At 69.6% G+C, this 17,464-nt stretch carries 17 protein-coding genes; 11 read left to right on the plus strand and 6 right to left on the minus strand.

Annotation, left to right across the window (positions count from 1 at the left end):
* Window positions 1-350 precede the first annotated feature (350 nt).
* Window positions 351-1,964 carry a preprotein translocase subunit SecA gene (locus SSP29_RS46230; RefSeq protein ID WP_089107006.1) on the minus strand — a complete coding sequence of 538 codons (1,614 nt, stop codon included), beginning with the start codon at window positions 1,962-1,964 and terminating at the stop codon, window positions 351-353.
* A 178-nt stretch (window positions 1,965-2,142) separates the two neighbouring features.
* On the opposite strand from SSP29_RS46230, the gene SSP29_RS60655 reads away from it, so the two are divergent.
* The gene (locus SSP29_RS60655; protein WP_150136251.1) at window positions 2,143-2,514 is read left to right on the plus strand and encodes a hypothetical protein; all 372 of its coding nucleotides are present in this window, start codon (window positions 2,143-2,145) and stop codon (window positions 2,512-2,514) included.
* 113 nt (window positions 2,515-2,627) lie between these two features.
* Window positions 2,628-2,927 carry a putative quinol monooxygenase gene (locus SSP29_RS46240; protein WP_089107007.1) on the plus strand — a complete coding sequence of 100 codons (300 nt, stop codon included), beginning with the start codon at window positions 2,628-2,630 and terminating at the stop codon, window positions 2,925-2,927.
* Window positions 2,928-2,930: 3 nt separating this feature from the next.
* On the opposite strand, the gene SSP29_RS46245 is transcribed toward SSP29_RS46240, so the two are convergent.
* Window positions 2,931-3,323 (minus strand): hypothetical protein, encoded by a 393-nt coding sequence (locus SSP29_RS46245; RefSeq protein ID WP_089107008.1) that lies wholly within the window; start codon window positions 3,321-3,323, stop codon window positions 2,931-2,933.
* Window positions 3,324-3,764: 441 nt separating this feature from the next.
* Between SSP29_RS46245 and SSP29_RS58965 the strand changes: the two genes are divergently transcribed.
* From SSP29_RS58965 to SSP29_RS46270, 7 genes are all read left to right on the plus strand, one after another.
* Window positions 3,765-3,938 carry a hypothetical protein gene (locus SSP29_RS58965; protein WP_167450173.1) on the plus strand — a complete coding sequence of 58 codons (174 nt, stop codon included), beginning with the start codon at window positions 3,765-3,767 and terminating at the stop codon, window positions 3,936-3,938.
* Between the two features lie 64 nt (window positions 3,939-4,002).
* Entirely contained in the window at window positions 4,003-4,872 is an 870-nt protein-coding gene (locus SSP29_RS46250; protein WP_089107009.1) for a hypothetical protein, read from the plus strand.
* A 54-nt stretch (window positions 4,873-4,926) separates the two neighbouring features.
* On the plus strand, window positions 4,927-5,151 hold the full coding sequence (locus tag SSP29_RS46255) for a hypothetical protein (RefSeq protein WP_089107010.1): 225 nt from the start codon (window positions 4,927-4,929) through the stop codon (window positions 5,149-5,151).
* A gap of 155 nt (window positions 5,152-5,306) precedes the next feature.
* Window positions 5,307-8,252, plus strand: coding sequence for a hypothetical protein (locus SSP29_RS46260; protein WP_089107011.1), 2,946 nt, complete (start codon window positions 5,307-5,309; stop codon window positions 8,250-8,252).
* Window positions 8,253-8,578: 326 nt separating this feature from the next.
* Complete coding sequence (locus SSP29_RS60660; protein WP_150136252.1) at window positions 8,579-9,079, plus strand: cytochrome P450 family protein; 501 nt, start codon at window positions 8,579-8,581, stop codon at window positions 9,077-9,079.
* Between the two features lie 138 nt (window positions 9,080-9,217).
* The gene (locus SSP29_RS60665; protein ID WP_150136253.1) at window positions 9,218-9,754 is read left to right on the plus strand and encodes a cytochrome P450; all 537 of its coding nucleotides are present in this window, start codon (window positions 9,218-9,220) and stop codon (window positions 9,752-9,754) included.
* Between the two features lie 52 nt (window positions 9,755-9,806).
* Window positions 9,807-10,208, plus strand: a complete 402-nt coding sequence (locus tag SSP29_RS46270) for an excalibur calcium-binding domain-containing protein (RefSeq protein WP_089107083.1) — start codon at window positions 9,807-9,809, stop codon at window positions 10,206-10,208.
* Between the two features lie 57 nt (window positions 10,209-10,265).
* On the opposite strand, the gene SSP29_RS46275 is transcribed toward SSP29_RS46270, so the two are convergent.
* The gene (locus SSP29_RS46275; RefSeq protein ID WP_089107012.1) at window positions 10,266-11,600 is read right to left on the minus strand and encodes an NAD-dependent succinate-semialdehyde dehydrogenase; all 1,335 of its coding nucleotides are present in this window, start codon (window positions 11,598-11,600) and stop codon (window positions 10,266-10,268) included.
* Window positions 11,601-12,234: 634 nt separating this feature from the next.
* On the opposite strand from SSP29_RS46275, the gene SSP29_RS46280 reads away from it, so the two are divergent.
* Window positions 12,235-12,858 carry a TetR/AcrR family transcriptional regulator gene (locus SSP29_RS46280; protein WP_089107013.1) on the plus strand — a complete coding sequence of 208 codons (624 nt, stop codon included), beginning with the start codon at window positions 12,235-12,237 and terminating at the stop codon, window positions 12,856-12,858.
* A gap of 102 nt (window positions 12,859-12,960) precedes the next feature.
* On the opposite strand, the gene SSP29_RS46285 is transcribed toward SSP29_RS46280, so the two are convergent.
* Together SSP29_RS46285 and SSP29_RS46290 are read right to left on the minus strand one after the other, a co-directional pair.
* Entirely contained in the window at window positions 12,961-14,667 is a 1,707-nt protein-coding gene (locus SSP29_RS46285; protein ID WP_089107014.1) for an MFS transporter, read from the minus strand.
* Between the two features lie 430 nt (window positions 14,668-15,097).
* Window positions 15,098-15,466 (minus strand): VOC family protein, encoded by a 369-nt coding sequence (locus SSP29_RS46290; protein ID WP_089107015.1) that lies wholly within the window; start codon window positions 15,464-15,466, stop codon window positions 15,098-15,100.
* Between the two features lie 547 nt (window positions 15,467-16,013).
* On the opposite strand from SSP29_RS46290, the gene SSP29_RS58970 reads away from it, so the two are divergent.
* Window positions 16,014-16,175 carry a hypothetical protein gene (locus SSP29_RS58970; RefSeq protein WP_167450174.1) on the plus strand — a complete coding sequence of 54 codons (162 nt, stop codon included), beginning with the start codon at window positions 16,014-16,016 and terminating at the stop codon, window positions 16,173-16,175.
* 95 nt (window positions 16,176-16,270) lie between these two features.
* Here the strand turns inward: SSP29_RS58970 and SSP29_RS46300 are convergent, their stop codons facing one another.
* On the minus strand, window positions 16,271-17,170 hold the full coding sequence (locus SSP29_RS46300) for an NAD-dependent protein deacetylase (RefSeq protein WP_089107017.1): 900 nt from the start codon (window positions 17,168-17,170) through the stop codon (window positions 16,271-16,273).
* Window positions 17,171-17,464: the final 294 nt, after the last annotated feature.

A 17,464-nucleotide genomic window follows, 5' to 3' on the forward strand; every position in this document is an offset into this window, starting at 1 on the left:
AGTGCTGTCAGCCAACTGTCTCCGGGCGGGGGAACGGAGAAGTACCCCCGCCGGCGGTGCGGGTGAAGTTGGCCATGCCCTCGCCCTGCAGTCGGCGCTGTGTTGGTAGTTGTAGCCGCGCCAGACCAGGGGAGGGAGGACGGCGCCGGTCGGGGGCGGGCTGCTCGGTGCTCGGCTACCGTCCAGCCATCGGCCGTCCCTTCGGCGGCCGGCCTTCCCCGGTCAGCCGTGACCACTGCTCGCTCAGTGATCCCTGCGGAGGTGTCCGGGTTGCCGGAGCCCTCGGTGAAGTGGAACGGATTGCGGGCTGGCCCTCTGCCGCTTTCGACATCCGCGTCTGCCTGTCGTCATCACGTCCTTCCATCGCGGTGCAGGACATGGCGTGCCACCGCGCGCTCGAACTGTGTGCGGAGGCTGTCGTGCACTGCGGTCAGCTCTTCCTCGAACGTCGCGAGTTCGTCGGGCCAGTAGCGGTCGCGGTAGTACATCTCGGCCTGGGCCTGGTAGACGGCGACCTGATCCAGCACAGACTGAACGGCCCGCCGCTGAGCATCCGGGTCTGTCGCCAGGAAGTCGTCGCAGACGGTGCGCGCCCTCGTCAGCATGGTGTCGGACGGCTGCTCGAGCGGAAGTTCAGAGGCCGGCCCGCCGAACTGCCGTTGCAGTTTCCGGAGATCACCATCGCCGCGCCGGATGTGATCCCTCACCGCAGTCTCGACCAGACGATGCAGCAGGGCCCGCAGTTCGAGTGGCTCCCAGATGCGGTCGCGTACGTCGTAGAGCTCGGTGCGCTGCTGTGCGCCCGGCCGGCCCCATTGGGCGATCTGACGGTTCAGCGCCAGGTATGCGGCCATCTGCTGTGCGTGCTGCTGCTCGGTCTTCAGCTCTTGGGGTCCTCGGCGGTCCTGCACCTTCAGCCCGAAGAGCTCTTCGAGTTCGGTTGTGAACATAAGTTCCGCCGAGGATGTGCCACCCACTCGGGAGTAGCGCTGGAAGAACTCGAAGACCGAGACCGTCGCCGTGATCCACTGGGTGTCACTGACCGGCAGACCTTCCTTGGTCTCAATCGCCTGGAGCAGCCCTCCGCGCAAACGCACCCCGGCAGGCATGGCGCCGGCGGCCAGGGGCACCACGGTGCCGTCGGCGATGTCGTAATCCCGGCCCTGGGCGTAGCAATTTGCTGCCGCGACCGCCTCCATGACGCGCTTTTCCAGCAGCAGGGTCTCCATGCTGGCGGGATCGGTGACGCCGAAGGCGTCGTGCAACCGTTTCCGGCCTTGGGCCGTCAGCCGTACGACGCCTCGTTCCGTATCGATGGAGTAGTCCTGTTCACCGCGCAAAGTGGCTGCCATCCGGGCCGTCTTCTGGAGCTCCTCCGCGGGGGAGGCGTCGTCCTCCAGCAGCATCAGCGGTTCGAAGATCGGGGCGATCAGGACGTGCCCCGGGTCCTTCACCACAGCTGCAGACACACCCTGGCGCGCATCGTCCCGCGGTGTCAGGGCCTGCCGGTCATGGAGCAGGTCCAGGCCGAACCTGCGATAGGCCCCTACCGTGACATCGGCGTCGTAGACCGCGTTGCGTCCTTCCGCGTCCATGCCCTCCCGCAGAACGCCGACCCTCACGCCCAGCGGGCCGTACACCGCCGCGGCCAGCTCTCCTTCTTCCAACGCCTGCCGCTCATCGGGCGTGATCAGATGGACCCCGCCATGGGACAGCGTGTGTAGGTACCCGGCCAGGAACCGGGCCCCGCGCAGATGCTCTTCCCCGGCCATCCGGCCGCCGTGGATCATCGTGCCGTCCGCCATGCGTACGGCCATCTGCCGGACATCCTCATCGAAGGACACCCCGCTGATCGTGGCGGACGATCGGCTGAGGAGAGCGAGCGCTGGCCGGGAGAGGGCCTCCAGCGGCTGGCCGCCTTCGGCCTGACGCTTCAATTCCCGCGCTGTGGCCCGCGCATCCATCCAAGCCCTCCACTCTCGCACTCAGCCGCCGCCCGGGCAGGTGCATGTCGGGCAGCTTGTCAACGGAACACGTGATGGCCTCTGTTGCCTTGCTCGTACGTGTCTGCGGATTCTTCCTCGGATCGAAGTCGATCCTGCCCTCGCATCTTCCCGACCCGACTCTGTTCTTTCCCGGCGGATGGCGGCAACCCGCGCAGGGGCCCTGGGCGTTGCAGAGTTCCTCGCCGGAATCGGCGTGCTGCTGTTCGACGTCAACCTCAACTCCCTGCACAGCACGGTGAACTACGGCATACGCCCCATCGGCGCCATCGTCGGAGGCACGCTCGCCACCCTCATCGGACCCAGGCCCACCCTGATCACGGCCGCCGTCGGAGGAACACTGTCGTTGCTCTGGCTGCTCCCCTCGTCCATACCGCGCATCCGCTCCCTGGCTCCGCACGATCCACTCACCGCCGACGGCGCCACCGAGGCAGACGGCCGACCGGCCCCTCAAGGACGCATAGGGCAGCTACTAGGGTCCGTCTTCAAAGGATGCTGGTGGACGGATTAGAGGCAGCCACTCGGGGCTGAACCCGACGTCCGTTGAGTTCGTGGGCTGCCGAAGGCAGGGTGCTGCCGTGGGCCGGCGCCCGGCCTCGTCCGAGGAGAGAGGAAGGCCCCTGTATGACCTACGGCTGCATGGCATCGATGAAGACCCGACCTGGTTTTCGCGACGAAGTCGTCTCCATACTTCTGAGCGCTGTCGACGGCCTTCGTGAGGCAGGATGCGCCATTTACATCGTCGGCTTGGCAGACGGGGACGACACGACGATCTGGGTGACCGAGGTCTGGAAGACCAAGGGACATCACGATGCTTCACTGGAACTGCCCGAGGCGAAGGCGGCCATCAGTAAGGCCATGCCGATGCTCACGGGAGAGTTCACCAAGCAGGAAGTGTTGGTCGCGGGAGGCCTCGGGCTCTGACGATCACCCGTCAAAGAGATCGTGCCCAGACCAGGAGCGACGCGAGATTGACCGCTCGGGGCCGGGGAGGACGCCGCGGACGCGCAGCTCCTTCACGATCGGTGCCTGCGTGTAGAGGATCAGGTGGCCAGTCACGTCGGCCTGTGCCACAGCCACTTCCCACGGCGTCATCGCGGGTGTCTCCCTGTTCAGCGTTTCAACTCGGCGGCGGACTGGTTCGTCCAGTCGGGGCACTTTGCTTCCGGCGTCGTACCGTTTGTCCTGGGCGCGGCGGGTGACCTGCACCTTGACGATGATCATCACTTGGGGGTACATGCCGTCAAAGGCGTAACCCGGGTTGTAGAGGCCCCCTTTGCCGTCGTTCTTGTCCTCCTTGCCGTTCAGGGGAGCTGACACCTCTTGGTCTTGTTCCAGTGGGGGCGTCGGCGTGTGCTGGGCCTTGCCGGTAGAAGCCGCCTCCTGCTCCGGGTTGAGACGCCTCGGTGGTCCCCAATGGCGCCGCCGTAGCCACGCGCTGCAGCATGCCCTTTGGGCAAGGCCGCTGGTGTCTGCGACCGGATACCGCCGGCATCACCCGCTGCCGGCATCCAGGTAGTCGCTGGCAAGCTCGCTCAGCTCCCGAGGGCCGCTGCCTGCGGCGTCTGCAGTCGCCAACGAGGCTGGCGTAGGGGGCTTCGGCGTAGCCGGGGTCGAATGGATGCATGCCGAGTTGCTACTCCACGCGAGCGATCCTTGATGACTCACAGTAGTCACTGGGTGACTTTACGGCATGTACCCTGTTAGGTGGCGTTCACCGGTCGATGAACCTTCGAAGAGGTCGGGCGAAGGGGACGCCACATGCCGCGTGCAGAACACGAGCCGACGACACGCTTCGCCCTGCGGGGCCGCTTGGTCGCCCTGGACGGCCTGACCGTCGGCGCCGACGCCGACGCCACCTTCCTGTCCGTCCCCGACCATGAAAACGACCTGCCCGCCGGCTACCCCACGCACCTGTCCCAGCTGCTGACCTGAGACTTCACTCCTTCCCGCCCGGCGCGCGGCACCGGGCATCCCTCCCTCGGAACAGGAGTCCGGCATGCTCATCCACAACCTCGCCCTGGTGTCCCAGACCCGGCACATCACCCCCTCGCAGCTCACCCGGGTGGCCGCCGCCCTGCAGAAACAGGCGCTGCGGGACTTCGCGCCCATCTGGAACATCCACGCCACCGTCGACGCCTTCGACACCCTCCACGACGTGCCACCCGGCTACTGGCCCATGATCGTCAAGGACGACATTCAGCAGCCCGGTGCCGCCGGCGTCCACCTTGATCACAACGGGCAGCCACTCTCCCTGATCGAGTACAGCGACAGCTGGTCACTGACCACCAGCCACGAAATGCTCGAGATGCTCGGTGACCCGAGCGGTAGCCGACTCGTCGCGGGTCAGTCCCCCGACCCGGACCAGGGGGTGGTGGAGTTCCTGGTCGAGGTCGCCGACCCCTCGGAGGCCCCGGAGAACGGCTACACCATCAACGGCCTGCTGGTGTCGGACTTCTTCACCCCGCACTTCTACGACCCCGTCGCCGCCTCGGGGGTGCGCTACAGCTTCACCGGCAAGCTGGACGGCCCCCGCAAGATCCTTCCCGGCGGTTACATCAGCTGGCACGACCCGGTGAGCGACCACTGGTTCCAGCAGGTCTGGTTCGACACCGCCCAGCCCGAGTTCCGTGACCTGGGCCGCCTGACCGCTGTGGCCGGCAACCTGCGCTCGGCCATCGACTCCCGCACCCAGACCATCGCGCGTATCGCCGCGAGCGGCCCGCAGTCGGACCGCTTCGCCGCCGCCCGCGCGCTGACGGCGGTGGTGAAGGAAACCACCGCAGCCCGGGCCGACAGGTGGAGCAGCCGCATCGAAGAGCTGCAGTCCCAGCCCGTCGTCGAGGGCACCTGGGAAGACGGCGAGTAGGACAATGAACAACAGCCCCACCACCAGCCGCCCGCCTGAGACGGAGGGGGCACCATGGCCAATGATGAGAAACCCGGCAAGGACCGCGCAGACGAGCTGCAGGAACTGATCGACCAGCTCACCTCCGATGCCGCGTCCGGCACCGGCGCGCCGACCGGGCCGCGCAGCGAGAGCCTGCGCGAGGCGGTTCACCGTCGGATGCGCGAGCTTGACGACGCATCCCAGGCCGACGAGGAAGCGACCGAGGAGGATCCCAGGCCGGACGACGAGTCCTCCTGACCACGAGATCACGGCGGTACGGGTTGTCGAGCCCGTATCACCGTGATCGCGCTCCGAGCAGCGCCTCGTCTCGTGAACACCTCGGACCGCCATCGTCCCGGGAACGGCAGCGCACCGCGTACCCCAGCACGACCCACATCCAAGGAGCGGTGCGTATGCCCTCGACGCAGAAGACACGCCGTCAGCTCAACGCCACCAACGCCTTCGCCTGGGCACTTGGTGCTCCACTGCCGGCGGCCCTTGGCCTGTGGTACTTCCTGGCCGGGGCGCCCCGGGGTCTGGCCCGGCTGCAACTGGCCGGATCAGCCGATCGGGCCTTCGCCATCTGCGCGGGGCGCTTGTCGACGTGCCAGCATGCGCTGACGACGTACTACACCCTCGTCGTGTGCTGCACGATCAGCCTCCTGTTGGTCTTCTGGCTGAGCTGCTTCGCCTTCCCCAGCAAGTGTGGACGGCACGTCGCCGAGCTGGCGATGATCGTGACGGGCGTCGGTGGACTGTGTGGTGTCCTGGAGAACTGGCTGATCAAGCACGGCTTGGGTCTTGGCCGGACACAGGCCGGGGACAGCTGGTTCGCCGTGGCAGCCGGCCTGGCGGCGCTCAAGTGGCTGATCGCCCTCCTGACGATCCTGGCCCTCTATCTGTGGCTGACTGCCCTTTCACGAGCCGGACGCCACGCCCTGCCGACCATGTGGCGACGGATGCGTCGCCGGCCGAAGGCAGATCCGGCTCTCAGGATCACCTGCGACAGGCACCACTCGGACGACACTCCGCAAGCCGTGCCGTCATGGCCGGTCTCCATGGGACCGGACGGACCGACGTGGCCGGACATCGCCCCCGAGAAGGACCTGTACGCGGCGGCGCAGGAGACGCCCTCGCATTGGCGCTACGAAGGCACGACGGCCCCCGGACGCGAAAACGCGGACATCGGCATCTGCGTCTCCGGCGGCGGCATCCGCTCCGCCTGCGTAACACTGGGCGCCTTCCAGACCCTGCGCCACACCCTCAACAAGGCCGGCTATCTCGTGTCGGTGTCCGGCGGCGGCTACACGGTCGGCGCCATGCAGCTGGCGCTCTCCGATGACCAGGGCAAGCCCGCCGGTCCGTCCGCGAAGACCGTATTCCAACCCGGCTCGGTCGAAGAAGACCATCTGCGCCGCCACTCCAAGTACGTTGCCGACGGCACCAGGGAGTGGCTGGTCGCGCTCGGCGTGCTGCTGCGCGGTCTGCTCGCCTCCCTCTTCCTGCTGGCGGCCACCACGACCATCCTGGGCCTGGCACTGAGCTGGGGCTATCACCTCGTCCCGGTCACCGACCTGAACCACCTGGCGGCCCCCGGCACACACGCCTGCCCACCCCACTGCAGCCGACCGTCCCGTCCGCCCTTCCGGCATCCGGCCGTGTGGGCCGTACTGACCCTGTTCGCCGCCGCCGCTTTCTCCTGGCTGGTCTGGCTGTTCTCCACGACCTGGTCGCGCCGGAGTAAACCCGGCCGCATCGCCGCCCGAGCCTTCCGTCTCCTGCTGGTGCTCGCCATGGCGCTGGCCACCACCGTCATCCTCGTGCCCCTGCTGGCCTGGGGCGCCGTCCAGCTCCAGCTTCAGCTCAAGATCAACCGCCCCCGCACCGGCGCCGGAATCGGCGCGACCGTCCTCATCACCTACGTCGCCGCACTGATCACCACCCTGTGGCGGCGGCGCCAGACCCTGCGCAGCGGCCTGTCCAAGATCACGGACCTGCTGCGCGGCAAACCGGGCCTTGCCCGCGCCGTCCCCAACGGCTTCACCCAGTACCTACTGGTCTGGGCCGTCCTCGCCCTGCTGACCGCCGGCTTCCTGCTCCTGCTGGGATGGTCGACGGCCACCGGATGGTCCTGGCCGAACTGGGCGCAGGTGACCGCCCCCGCGATCCTGCTGGTCCTCGGCTCCAGTCTCGACCAGACCTGGATGAGCCTGCATCCCTTCTACCGCCGGCGCCTCGCCTCCTGCTTCGCTGTCCGCCGCGCCGACGTCGACGGACGCGAGGGCGTTCAGATCGCCCAGCCGTACAACTTCGACACCGAGACCACCAGGCTCAGCACCTACGGCGGTAGACGTGACAGGTTTCCCCAGGTCATCTTCGCCGCCGCAGCCAACCTCTCCGGCGCCAGCCGTACGCCACCCGGCCGCAGGGCCGTGTCATTCACCTTCTCCTGCGACTACGTCGGCAGCCCCGACACCGGCTACGCCTGCACCGCCTGTCTGGAGGAGCGGACCAAGCGGAACATCGCCCGGGACCTGACCGTCCAATCCGCCATCGCCATCTCCGGTGCCGCGTTCGCCTCCGCCATGGGAGCGCAGGCGCGCGCTTTCCAGACCTTCTTCGCCCTCTCCAACGCCCGCCTCGGCAGCTGGCTGCCCAACCCGTCCGTGCTGGCGCGACAGTGGGAACCCGACGCCCCCTGGCAGTTGCCGCGCGCGCCGGCGATCCGCCGACTGCCCTACCTGCTGCGCGAGGTCTTCGGCCGCTACCCGATGGACGACCGCCTGCTGCTTGTCACCGACGGCGGTCACTACGAAAACCTCGGTCTGGTCGAACTCCTGCGCCAGGGAGTCCGCACGGCGATCTGCATCGACGCCAGCGGGGACACACCGCCCTTCGCCACAACCCTGGCCCAGGCGATCGCCCTGGCTCAGGAAGAACTCGGTATCACCATCACCCTGGACGATCCCGGGGCACTCATCCCCGGCAGCGGGGAACCGCTCTCGCCCCCCAGCATCCTGTCGCCCATCAACGCACGGCTGTCCAAGACAGCCGTCATCACCGGGAAAATCACCTACCCCAGGAATTTGCGGATCAAGGACGAAGACGGCCGGACCGCATGGAGCGGGACGGAAGGAACCCTGATCGTGGCCCGCGCCACACTGACCGCGGCTCTGCCGTACCAACTGCTCTCCTATGCGGCAGCCCACCCGGTCTTCCCTCGCGACAGCACGAGTGACCAGTGGTTCGACCACGAGCAGTTCGATGCCTACCAGACCCTCGGACGCTGCCTCGGCACACAGGTCCAGAACCTGCTGGAGCCGCCCTCCCCACAGGTCACCCCAACTGCGAAACCATGATTCTGCTCATGATCGGCAACGGCCCGAGCGGAGGCATGGCCTACGGTTTCGGCGCCGATCCGGGCCTGGACCCTTCCGTACGGGTTCGAGTGGTGCCGGCCAGGAGGCCGGGGTGACCTTGCGGTGCTCCTCGTGCATCGTGCCCATGCGACACCCCTTCGTCTCCGTGCCCGCGTGTCCGTCCCGCGGCGCACCCATGTCCTCCCGAGGACGCACCCTGCTCAACTCCGTGGGCGTCCGCGCGCCAGGGCCGGTGAACGGGCGGACAGGGCGCCGTGGTTACGATGCCCCGTGAACCGTTTTCCTCCTCCCGGCCGGACAGCCCGATGAGCACCGCCGTCTCGTTCCCCCTCGGAGCCTCGACCACGCTCGCCGAACTCGCCCGGGATCCGCACCCGCGCCTGGCACTGCTCCGCGCCCACGAGCCGGTGTCGTGGCTGCCCGAGCTGAACGGCTGGCTGGTCACCCGCCGCGACCTCGGGCTGGACGTGATGAGGGACTCCGCCACCTTCACCGTCGACGACCCACGCTTCACCACCGCCCGGGTCGTCGGACCGAGCATGCTGTCCCTGGACGGCGCCGCGCACACCCGCCACCGCGAGCCCTTCGCGGCACCCTTCCGGCCCCGAAGGGTGCACGACAACTTCGCCGCGTTCATAGAACGGGAGACCGACCGCCTCATCACCGCCCTGGAACCGGCGGGCGCCACCGAACTGCGCCGTGCCTTCGCCGGACCGCTCGCGGTGGCCGTCGTCACCGACGCCCTCGGGCTGGTCGGGACGACCACCGACACGGTGCTCTCCTGGTACGACGCCATCGTACGGTAGGTCTCGGACATCACCGAGGGCCTGGAGGCGGGCTCGGCGGGTCCCGCCGCGTACGGACAGCTACGGGCCGCCGTCGAGGCAACCGTCGCCGACCCGCAGGCCTCTTCGCTCCTCGTCTCCGCCGCCGGGCAACTGGACGTGCCCGAAGTGGCCTCCAACGCGGCGGTGCTGATGTTCGGCGGCATCGAGACGACCGAAGCGATGATCACCAACGCACTGCTCCACCTGCTGCAGAACCCCGCCCAACTCGCCTTGGTGGAGGCCGATTCCGGCCTGCTGGACGGAGCCGTCGAGGAGTCCCTGCGGCTGGAGCCCGGCGCGGCGGTGGTGGACCGCTACGCCACCCGCGACACCGTGCTCGGCCAGGTCGCCATCCGCCGCGGCGACCTGGTCAGCGTCTCTCTGACAGGCGCCAACCGTGACCCGGCCGTCTTCGCGGACCCGGACCGATTCGACGTCCGGCGTGCCGAAGCCCGCCTTCAACTGGCCTTCGCCCACGGCCCGCACCACTGCCTCGCCGCCCACCTGGCCCGCCTGGAAACCCGCATCGCTCTCCAGCGCCTGCTCGAACGCCTCCCCGGACTCCGTCTCGACCCGCAGCGGCCCGCCACCCCGTACGGTCTGGTCTTCCGCAAACCGGCCGCACTCCACGTGCTCTGGGACGTTCCGGCCTGATGACCCTCGACGGCCGACCGGCGCTTCAGCAGCCGAGGTGAAACTCGGGCAGATGCCCCGGCGCAAGGCGCGGCGGGCCCTCGCCGCGGCCTTCATCGTCGGCATAGCCGCCGGCGGCAACGGCAACGACGACAAGAAGGCCGTCGCGGACGACAAGCCTCGGCCCACTGCGACCGCCACGGTGACGGCGACGGCAACCGCCACGGAGACCGCCGCACCCGAGCCGGCGCCCACCGTCACCGAGACGAAGACGGTCAAGGTCAAGGTGACCGTCACCGCGGACTCGGCCGGCGGAGACTCCGTGAGCTCCGACGACGACGGCGGTGGCGGCGGCAGTACCTACTACGCCAACTGCACCGCCGCGCGCGCCGCCGGGGTCACCCCCCTCTACCGGGGCGACCCCGGATACGACTCGCATCTCGACCGGGACGGGGACGGCGTCGCCTGGGAATGACAGCGGCAGGCCCGCCCGGGGGAGGGGGATACGAGCAGGGCCTGCCACCGGAGCGGCTCAGGCCACCGTGCGGATCAGCTTCTTGTTGGTGAACTCCTCGATGCCGAGTCGGCCGAGTTCCCGGCCGAAACCGGAGCGCTTCACCCCGCCGAAGGGGAGCTCGGCACCCTCCGCGCCCACGCCGTTCACGAAGACCATGCCGGCCTCGATGCGGTCGGCGACCCGCGCGGCCTGCTCGGGGTCGGTGGTGAAGACGTAGGAACCGAGGCCGTACGGGGTGTCGTTGGCGATCCGTACGGCGTCGTCCTCGTCGGTGGCCGGGAAGACCATCGCGACCGGTCCGAACAGCTCCTGGCGGGCCGCCGCGTGCTCGGTGGTCAGCCCGGTGAGCACGCCTGCCGGGAAGAACGCGCCCTGCCGCTCACCGGTGCCGTGCAGGGTGGCGCCCTCCGCCACGGCCTCGCCGACCTGCCGGGCCAGGGTCTCGGCGGCGGCCGCCGAGGAGAGCGGCGCCCCGGTGGCGGAGTCGAGCAGCCGGGCCGTGAACCGCTCCACGAACGCGTCGTACAGGTCCGCCACGACCACGAACCGCTTGGCGGCGTTGCACGCCTGGCCGGTGTTGTCGAGTCGGGCGGCCACTGCGGAGTCGACCACCGCGTCCAGGTCGTCGGTGGACAGCACCACGAACGGGTCCGAGCCGCCGAGTTCCAGGACGACCTTCTTCAGGTGCCGTCCGGCGATCTCGGCGACGGCGGCCCCGGCCCGCTCGGAGCCGGTGAGCGAGACCCCGTGCACCCGGGGGTCGGCGATCACGTCGGCGATCTGCTCGTTGGTGGCGTACACGTTGACGTACGCGCCCGCCGGGAAGCCCGCCTCGGCGAACAGCCGCTCCAGCAGCGCCGCCGTACCGGGACACTGCGGGGCGTGCTTGAGGACGATGGTGTTGCCGACGGCCAGGTTGGGGGCCGCGAACCGGGCGACCTGGTAGGCCGGGAAGTTCCACGGCATGATGCCGAGCAGGACGCCCACGGGACCGCGCCGCACCACGGCGGTGCCGGCTCCGGAGGTGACGTGGAGGGGCTCGTCGGCGAGGAACTCCTCGGCGTGGTCGGCGTAGTAGTGGTAGATGTCGACGCAGAAACCGATCTCGCCCTCCGCCTCGGCGAGCGGCTTGCCCATCTCCCGCACGATGCTCGCGGCGAGTTCGGCGCTGCGCTCGGCGTGCAGGTCGCCCAGACGGCGCAGCAGCGCGGCGCGTTCGGCCACGGAGCTGGTCCGGCCCCAGGTGCCGGCGGCATGGGCGGCGTCGACGGCTGCGGTGACCTCGGCGTCGGTGGCGGTCGGGTAGGTCTCGACGACCTCGCCGGTGGTCGGGTCGGTGACGGCGTACATGGTGCCTCCAAAGGGCGGGGGACAAAGGGGAAGCCGGGGGTCGGGGTTCGAGCCGGCGGACCACACCGCGACCTCACGTATGTCCAGGCCCGTCCCGGGGTCGAGAACGACGGCCGGGGAGAGTTGCGACGACATCAGGAGGCCTTCCTTTCTTCAGTGTGGGGTGTCGGTGCCGGGTCGGCGAGCTTGGTGCGGGGCCGGAAGGGCTTGACCGGGTCGCCTTCGAGCAGGTTGATCCCCAGGTACGGCCGGTCGTCGTACCCACTGGCAGACGCCTCCGGTGACGGCGAACGGGGACGACAGCTCCGCGTGGACCACGGCGACGAGCAGCTGCCCGAGGAAGGCGACGGCCACCGCCCACGGCCCAGGTCGACACGGTCCGCCTCGGCGTCTTCCGACAGCCGTACTCGGCGAGCTCACCGACCTCGGCGGGGGAGTCGTTCACGTGGGTCTCCTGACGGTGCTGCGCCGACGGCCCGGCCCGAGGCGGCTCGGCCCGAGACGACCGCCAGGGCCCGACGCACACCGGCCGCTACCTCGCCGTACCGCTGTGAGCGGCGCTTTCCGGCCGATCCCGCTTATTGGGCGGTCGACCAATTGCTTTATTGGTCGCCCACTCAATAGCATTCGTCGTATGACGTCAAGAGCTCCGGGCAAGCGCGTCCGCAAGGCGCCTGCCGAACGCCGCAACGAGATCGTCGCCACGGCGGCGCGGATCGGGCTCACCGAAGGCCTGGAGTGCGTCACCCTGCGCCGGGTCGCCGACGAGCTGGGCGTCCAGCCCGGACTCGTGGGCCACTACTTCCCCGCCGCGGACGAGTTGGTCGCCGAGGCGTTCACCCACGCCACGATGGCGGAGCTCGACGGCCTGCTGCCGCCGGAGCCGGACGGCCCCCTGCGCACCTTCCGGAGATTCTTCGGCCTCACGTCGAGCGCCGACTTCGACGACGTCAGCAAGCTCTGGCTCAACGCGCGGCACCTGTCGCGCTACCGTCCGGTGCTGCGCGACCACGTCGTGAAGCAGGAACTGCTGTGGTGCCGGCGCCTGGAGGAGCTCATCACCGCCGGGACGGCGGCCGGGGTCTTCGCCTGCGCGGACCCCTGGGGCGCCGCCACCCGCATTCTCGTCGCGATCGACGGCGCCAGCGCCTACATCAACACCAGCGCCGACCAGCGCAGGACCCCTACGGCGGACATGCCGCGTACCGTGGCCGAGTCCGAACTGGGCCTGCGACGCGGCATGTTCCTCACCGACTGAGCTCCTCTCCCGCGCACGGGCGACCGACCGAGCGCGGTATGCCCCCCACCCGCCGACCGCCTTCGTGCCGCAGGCGGCCAGGTCCTGCGCCCGCTGCCCCGGTCACTCCTCGGCGGCGGCGAGGAGGGCCAGCTCGCGGTTGACCGCAACTTGGTGCGCCTCCGCGTCCATACGCGCCTTCTTCGGGCTCCAGCGACCCGCCATCACGAAGACGAAGGGCAGGAAGAGCGCCTGGCCGCCGACGCAGATCCACCACCAGTTGCGCCATTCGCCGAGCCCGTCCTTCGACGCCTTCTGGACCTTGGCGCCGTACTCCTGCAGCAGCTTCAGCTGCGGCGCCGCCTTCTGCACGACGGCGAGGTTCTCCGCGCCGACCTCCCGGACGGCACGGGCGTTCAGCGCGGGCGGCACGGTGGTCGGGGTGTACTTGTTCAGCTCGGCGAAGAGCTCCGGGTGCGCGTCGACGATGGCCACCGCGGGCGCCGCCTGCGCCGAGGCGGCCGTGACCTCGGCGCCGTGCTCCACGAGCGGGGTCACGGAGTTGACCAGTACCGGGATGAAGGCCGCGGAGACGGCGACCACGATGCGCACCGTCCAGCCCCACACGGCCAGGCCCGCCGCGGTCGCCGCCGGGTTGTGCTTCTCCACCGTCTCGGTGAAGCTCGCCATCCAGGGCGCGTAGGCGATGCCGCTGAAGACGCCGATGCCGACGAACAGCCAGGCGAAGGTGTAGTAGTCGGTGGTCGGGTGGGTGGCACGGGTGGCGAAGACCGCGGTCACCACGACGGAGCCGACCGCGCCGACGATCATGAAGGGCTTGCGCACCTTCAGCCGGTCCGAGAGCAGGCCGACCAGGACCAGGGCGATGGCGTTGGCCGCCCAGTACCAGTTGGCCAGCGCGTTGGTGCGCTGCTCGCTGTAGCCGAAGACGGTCGCGAAGTAGACGACGAAGTTGCCGACCGCCGCGTAGTACAGCAGCAGGAACACGGCGATGGCGAAGGCCGAGCCCAGCACGTCCAGGCGCATCATCTGCCGCCACTCGCCTCGGCGTACCGCCTCGGTGTCCAGCCCCTTGGCGCGAGCCTCGACCAGTGCCCGGTCCCGCAGCGTCACCATGATCTGATCGCGCAGCGCCGGGGACAGCTCGCGCAGCGCGAAGACCGCGACGATGAAGACGACGGCCCCGGCGATCGCCGAATAGCGCAGTTCGTCCTGCCAGGTCGCGCTGTCGAGGGTGTTGCTGGTGACGGTGGTGACGACCAGGGAGCCGATGACCGGGCCCATGGTCCAGTACCCCATCGCGGTGGCCCGGCCGAGTTGCGGGGAGAAGTCCCTGATCAGTGCGGGGGTGGCGACCAGCACGATGCCCTCGATGAAGCTGACGAGTGCGAAGAGCACCAGATAGGTGGTCTTGTCCGCCGCGTTCGGCAGCCCGAAGAAGACCAGCAGCGCGGCGATCAGCAGCCCGTAGACCACCAGATTCGCCCGGCCCCAGCGGTCCGCCAGACCGGCCACGAGCGAGGCGAAGGCCCCGATCGCGTTGCCGATCACCGAGACCCAGATGAAGTAGCGGTACGTCATGCCGAAGTGCGTGATGATCGACGTCGCCACCGCGTACTGGATGTACAGCATGTAGTACAGGACGACAGTAGTGACGACCACGATCGCGAGATACACCATGCGGCGACCGGTGGGCGGATAGTCCGCCAGTTCGCGGCGGTACAGCCGGGCCAGCGGGCCGCGGGCGCCTGTGGACGGTACATCGGGCGCGGGTCTGTCGGCGTCGAACGGCGTCGTAGCGGCGGACATACGGCTCCTCCCAGGGATACCCGGAAACCAGGTGCTCGCGTAGATGCGACGAGAGTGCGCGGCGGCCCGGCTCCGAGAGCGTGGCCAGAGGCTAGTACCGACTAGTCGGTACGCCTAGAGGGCTGCACGAGCCCATTCACCTGCTTCATCCCCGGCCGCTGATCCGCGAAGAATCTCGGCCGCCGGCTCGACCTTGATCGTCTCCAGGAAGACGCCGCTGTCACCCCCGCGTGGGACGGCTGCGCGGCCGACGAGGTGGTCTCTGGCACGGCGCCGCAGCGGCCGGGCGGGGAGCACGGCTCCGTACTGACCCCGCCCGCGCCACCCACATGTTTCGCGCGCTGCTCGTCCTGGCGAACACTGAGGCCACTACCGGCAATTGATCGCTACTGCGGGTGGCCCACGACCAGCACAAGCCACCCGAACAGCGTCAGCGGGCCGGGATCGGCTGAGTGAGATTCACCGGGTTGCCGTCGGGGTCCTGGATGTGGGCGACGCGCTGTCCCCACGGCATGTCGTTGGGGCCGCCGCGGACCGAGCCGCCCAGCGCCACCACCCGCGCGAGGGTCTCGTCGACGTCGTCGACCCCGATGCTGAGCAGGATCCGCGCCCCCGCCCCATCCCCGGGGTCCGCCTTGGCCACCAGCCCGAGGTCGGTGTCGCCGATGCGCAGACCGAGGTAGAAGGCCGGGCCTTCCGCCGGCACCCGGAAGATCTCCTCAGCGCCGAACAATTGTGTGTAGAAGCCGAGCAGAACGTCCTGGTCGGCAGTCACGATCACTGGCTGGATGGTGGACATGGCGCTCCTGTCGAGGACGGTCGTGTTGCCGGATGGACCGTTCGAGGACGGTGAACTCATCGGCAGACCGCTTCGCCGGACGCCCCACACCACAGACTGCCGCCCACGACCAGCACGAGCAGCCCGAAACGAGTCCACGCCACCCTGCTGACCAGCCACTTCAAGACGGCGGGAACTTCCCTGCACATGGCCACCCCGCCTTCACCAGGGACGGCGCATCGTCCTGGAGGCCGTCCTCGGGCAGGATGCCAGCTCGCTCGCGGAGGCCCGCCGTGGCGGACCGCCGCGATTGCCGGACCGTCAGCGGGGACACAGGCCTTGGCACCGGGTCCGGCACGAAGGGACCGGTGCCCGGGCTACCTCGGCTGGAAGCTGCGCAGCGCCGACGCGAACGGCCAGCCGTTGGCGCCGCCTGACGGCGAGTTGGTGGCAGGGCCGAGCCCGTCAGGACACACGTAAGGCACGTTGGTCCGCGTTCGCCGACGAAGTTGTGGCTCAGGGGACATCCGGCGACCGGACCGCCCCGTTACTGCCCGCCCTTGAGTCCATGACGGTGCTGGTCGCCGCTGCCATCGTCCATGTCCAGGCCGCCTGGGGGCTGTTCTTCCGGGTTCGGTCGGAGCAGTCGCCGGATGTCACCGCGTACCCGGTGGAAGCCGCCGGCCGCCGTGTGCGAGGAGTCCACCCCGGGCTCGCGTATCGTCCGTGAGCTGGGCGCTCACGAGTACATCGACAGCTCGGAGACGGACCCCGGCGCGGCGCTGGCCGGCCTCGGCTGTGACCGCTCACCGGGTGGGCGCCGCCTCAGTCCGCGGACCCGCCGCCGACCGGGATGCCCAACCGGTGGGCCACGGTGGTCAGGGCCGGCCCGAGGGGGAGCGCGACCCGGGTGAGGGCGAGCGGGTCGCCCCGGGTCGGGTCCTGGTTGACGATCAGCACCGGCTTTCCCTCCTGGTGCGCCTGGCGGACGAACCGGAGCCCGGACATCACCGTCAGCGAGGAGCCCAGGACCAGTAGTGAGGACGCTTCACGGACCAGCCGCCGGCAGTGCTCGACGCGCTGCGGCGGAACCGCCTCGCCGAAGAACACCACGTCCGGTTTGAGGACGCCGCCGCAGTGGGCGCAGGGCACGATGCGGAAATCCCCGACCTGCGCGTCGGTGAGGTCGGCGTCACCGTCCGGGTTGATCCCGGCGGCCACCGGGTCGAAGCCCGGGTTCTCGGCCTCCAGCCGCCGGGCGAGTTCGCGGCGGGGGCTGAAGGCGCCGCAGGAGAGGCAGACGACCCGGTCGAGGCTGCCGTGGAGTTCCACGACGTCCTCGCTGCCGGCGGCCTGATGCAGGCCGTCGACGTTCTGGGTGATCACACCCGAGACGTGGGCGTGCCGCGCGTAAGCGGCCACGGCCCGGTGCCCGGCGTTGGGGAGGGCGCGGCCGAAGGTGCGCCAGCCGAGGTGGCTGCGCGCCCAGTAGCGGCGGCGCGCGTGGACGCTGCCGGTGAAGTCCTGGTAGGTCATCGGGGTGTGCCGGCTCAGGCTCCCGCCCTTGCCCCGGTAGTCCGGGATGCCTGACTCCGTGGAGATTCCCGCGCCGCTGAGCACCAGCACACCGCCGGTGTGCAGTGCGCGGACGACCGGATCCAGATCGGTGGTGCCCGGCGGCAGATCGGCGGCAGGGGTCCAGCTCAGGGTGGGGCGCATGCGCATGCCGCCAGGGTACGGAGTCGGCGGCGCCCCACAGCCTGCTCCGGCCGGAATCCCGCCGGAGCAGGCTGGGTCCGCCTTGAGGCGCTCTACGTGCGGGAGGCGAACCCGCTGTTCACAGGTCGACACATGCACCAGATCCCCGCGCACGCGACACCTCACCGGTTACCGCCCGGACCGCCGTGAGGTCGAGACAGCGTCAGTCGGGCTGCTCCAACCCCTCCAGGTTCTCTCCGGGGCCGGACCGCCGTGCTGGCGGCCGGCCGCGCTCCCGTCAGCGCCCGCTGCACCAGGGAG

The organism is Streptomyces hyaluromycini (assembly GCF_002217755.1).
Lineage (GTDB): Bacteria > Actinomycetota > Actinomycetes > Streptomycetales > Streptomycetaceae > Streptomyces > Streptomyces hyaluromycini.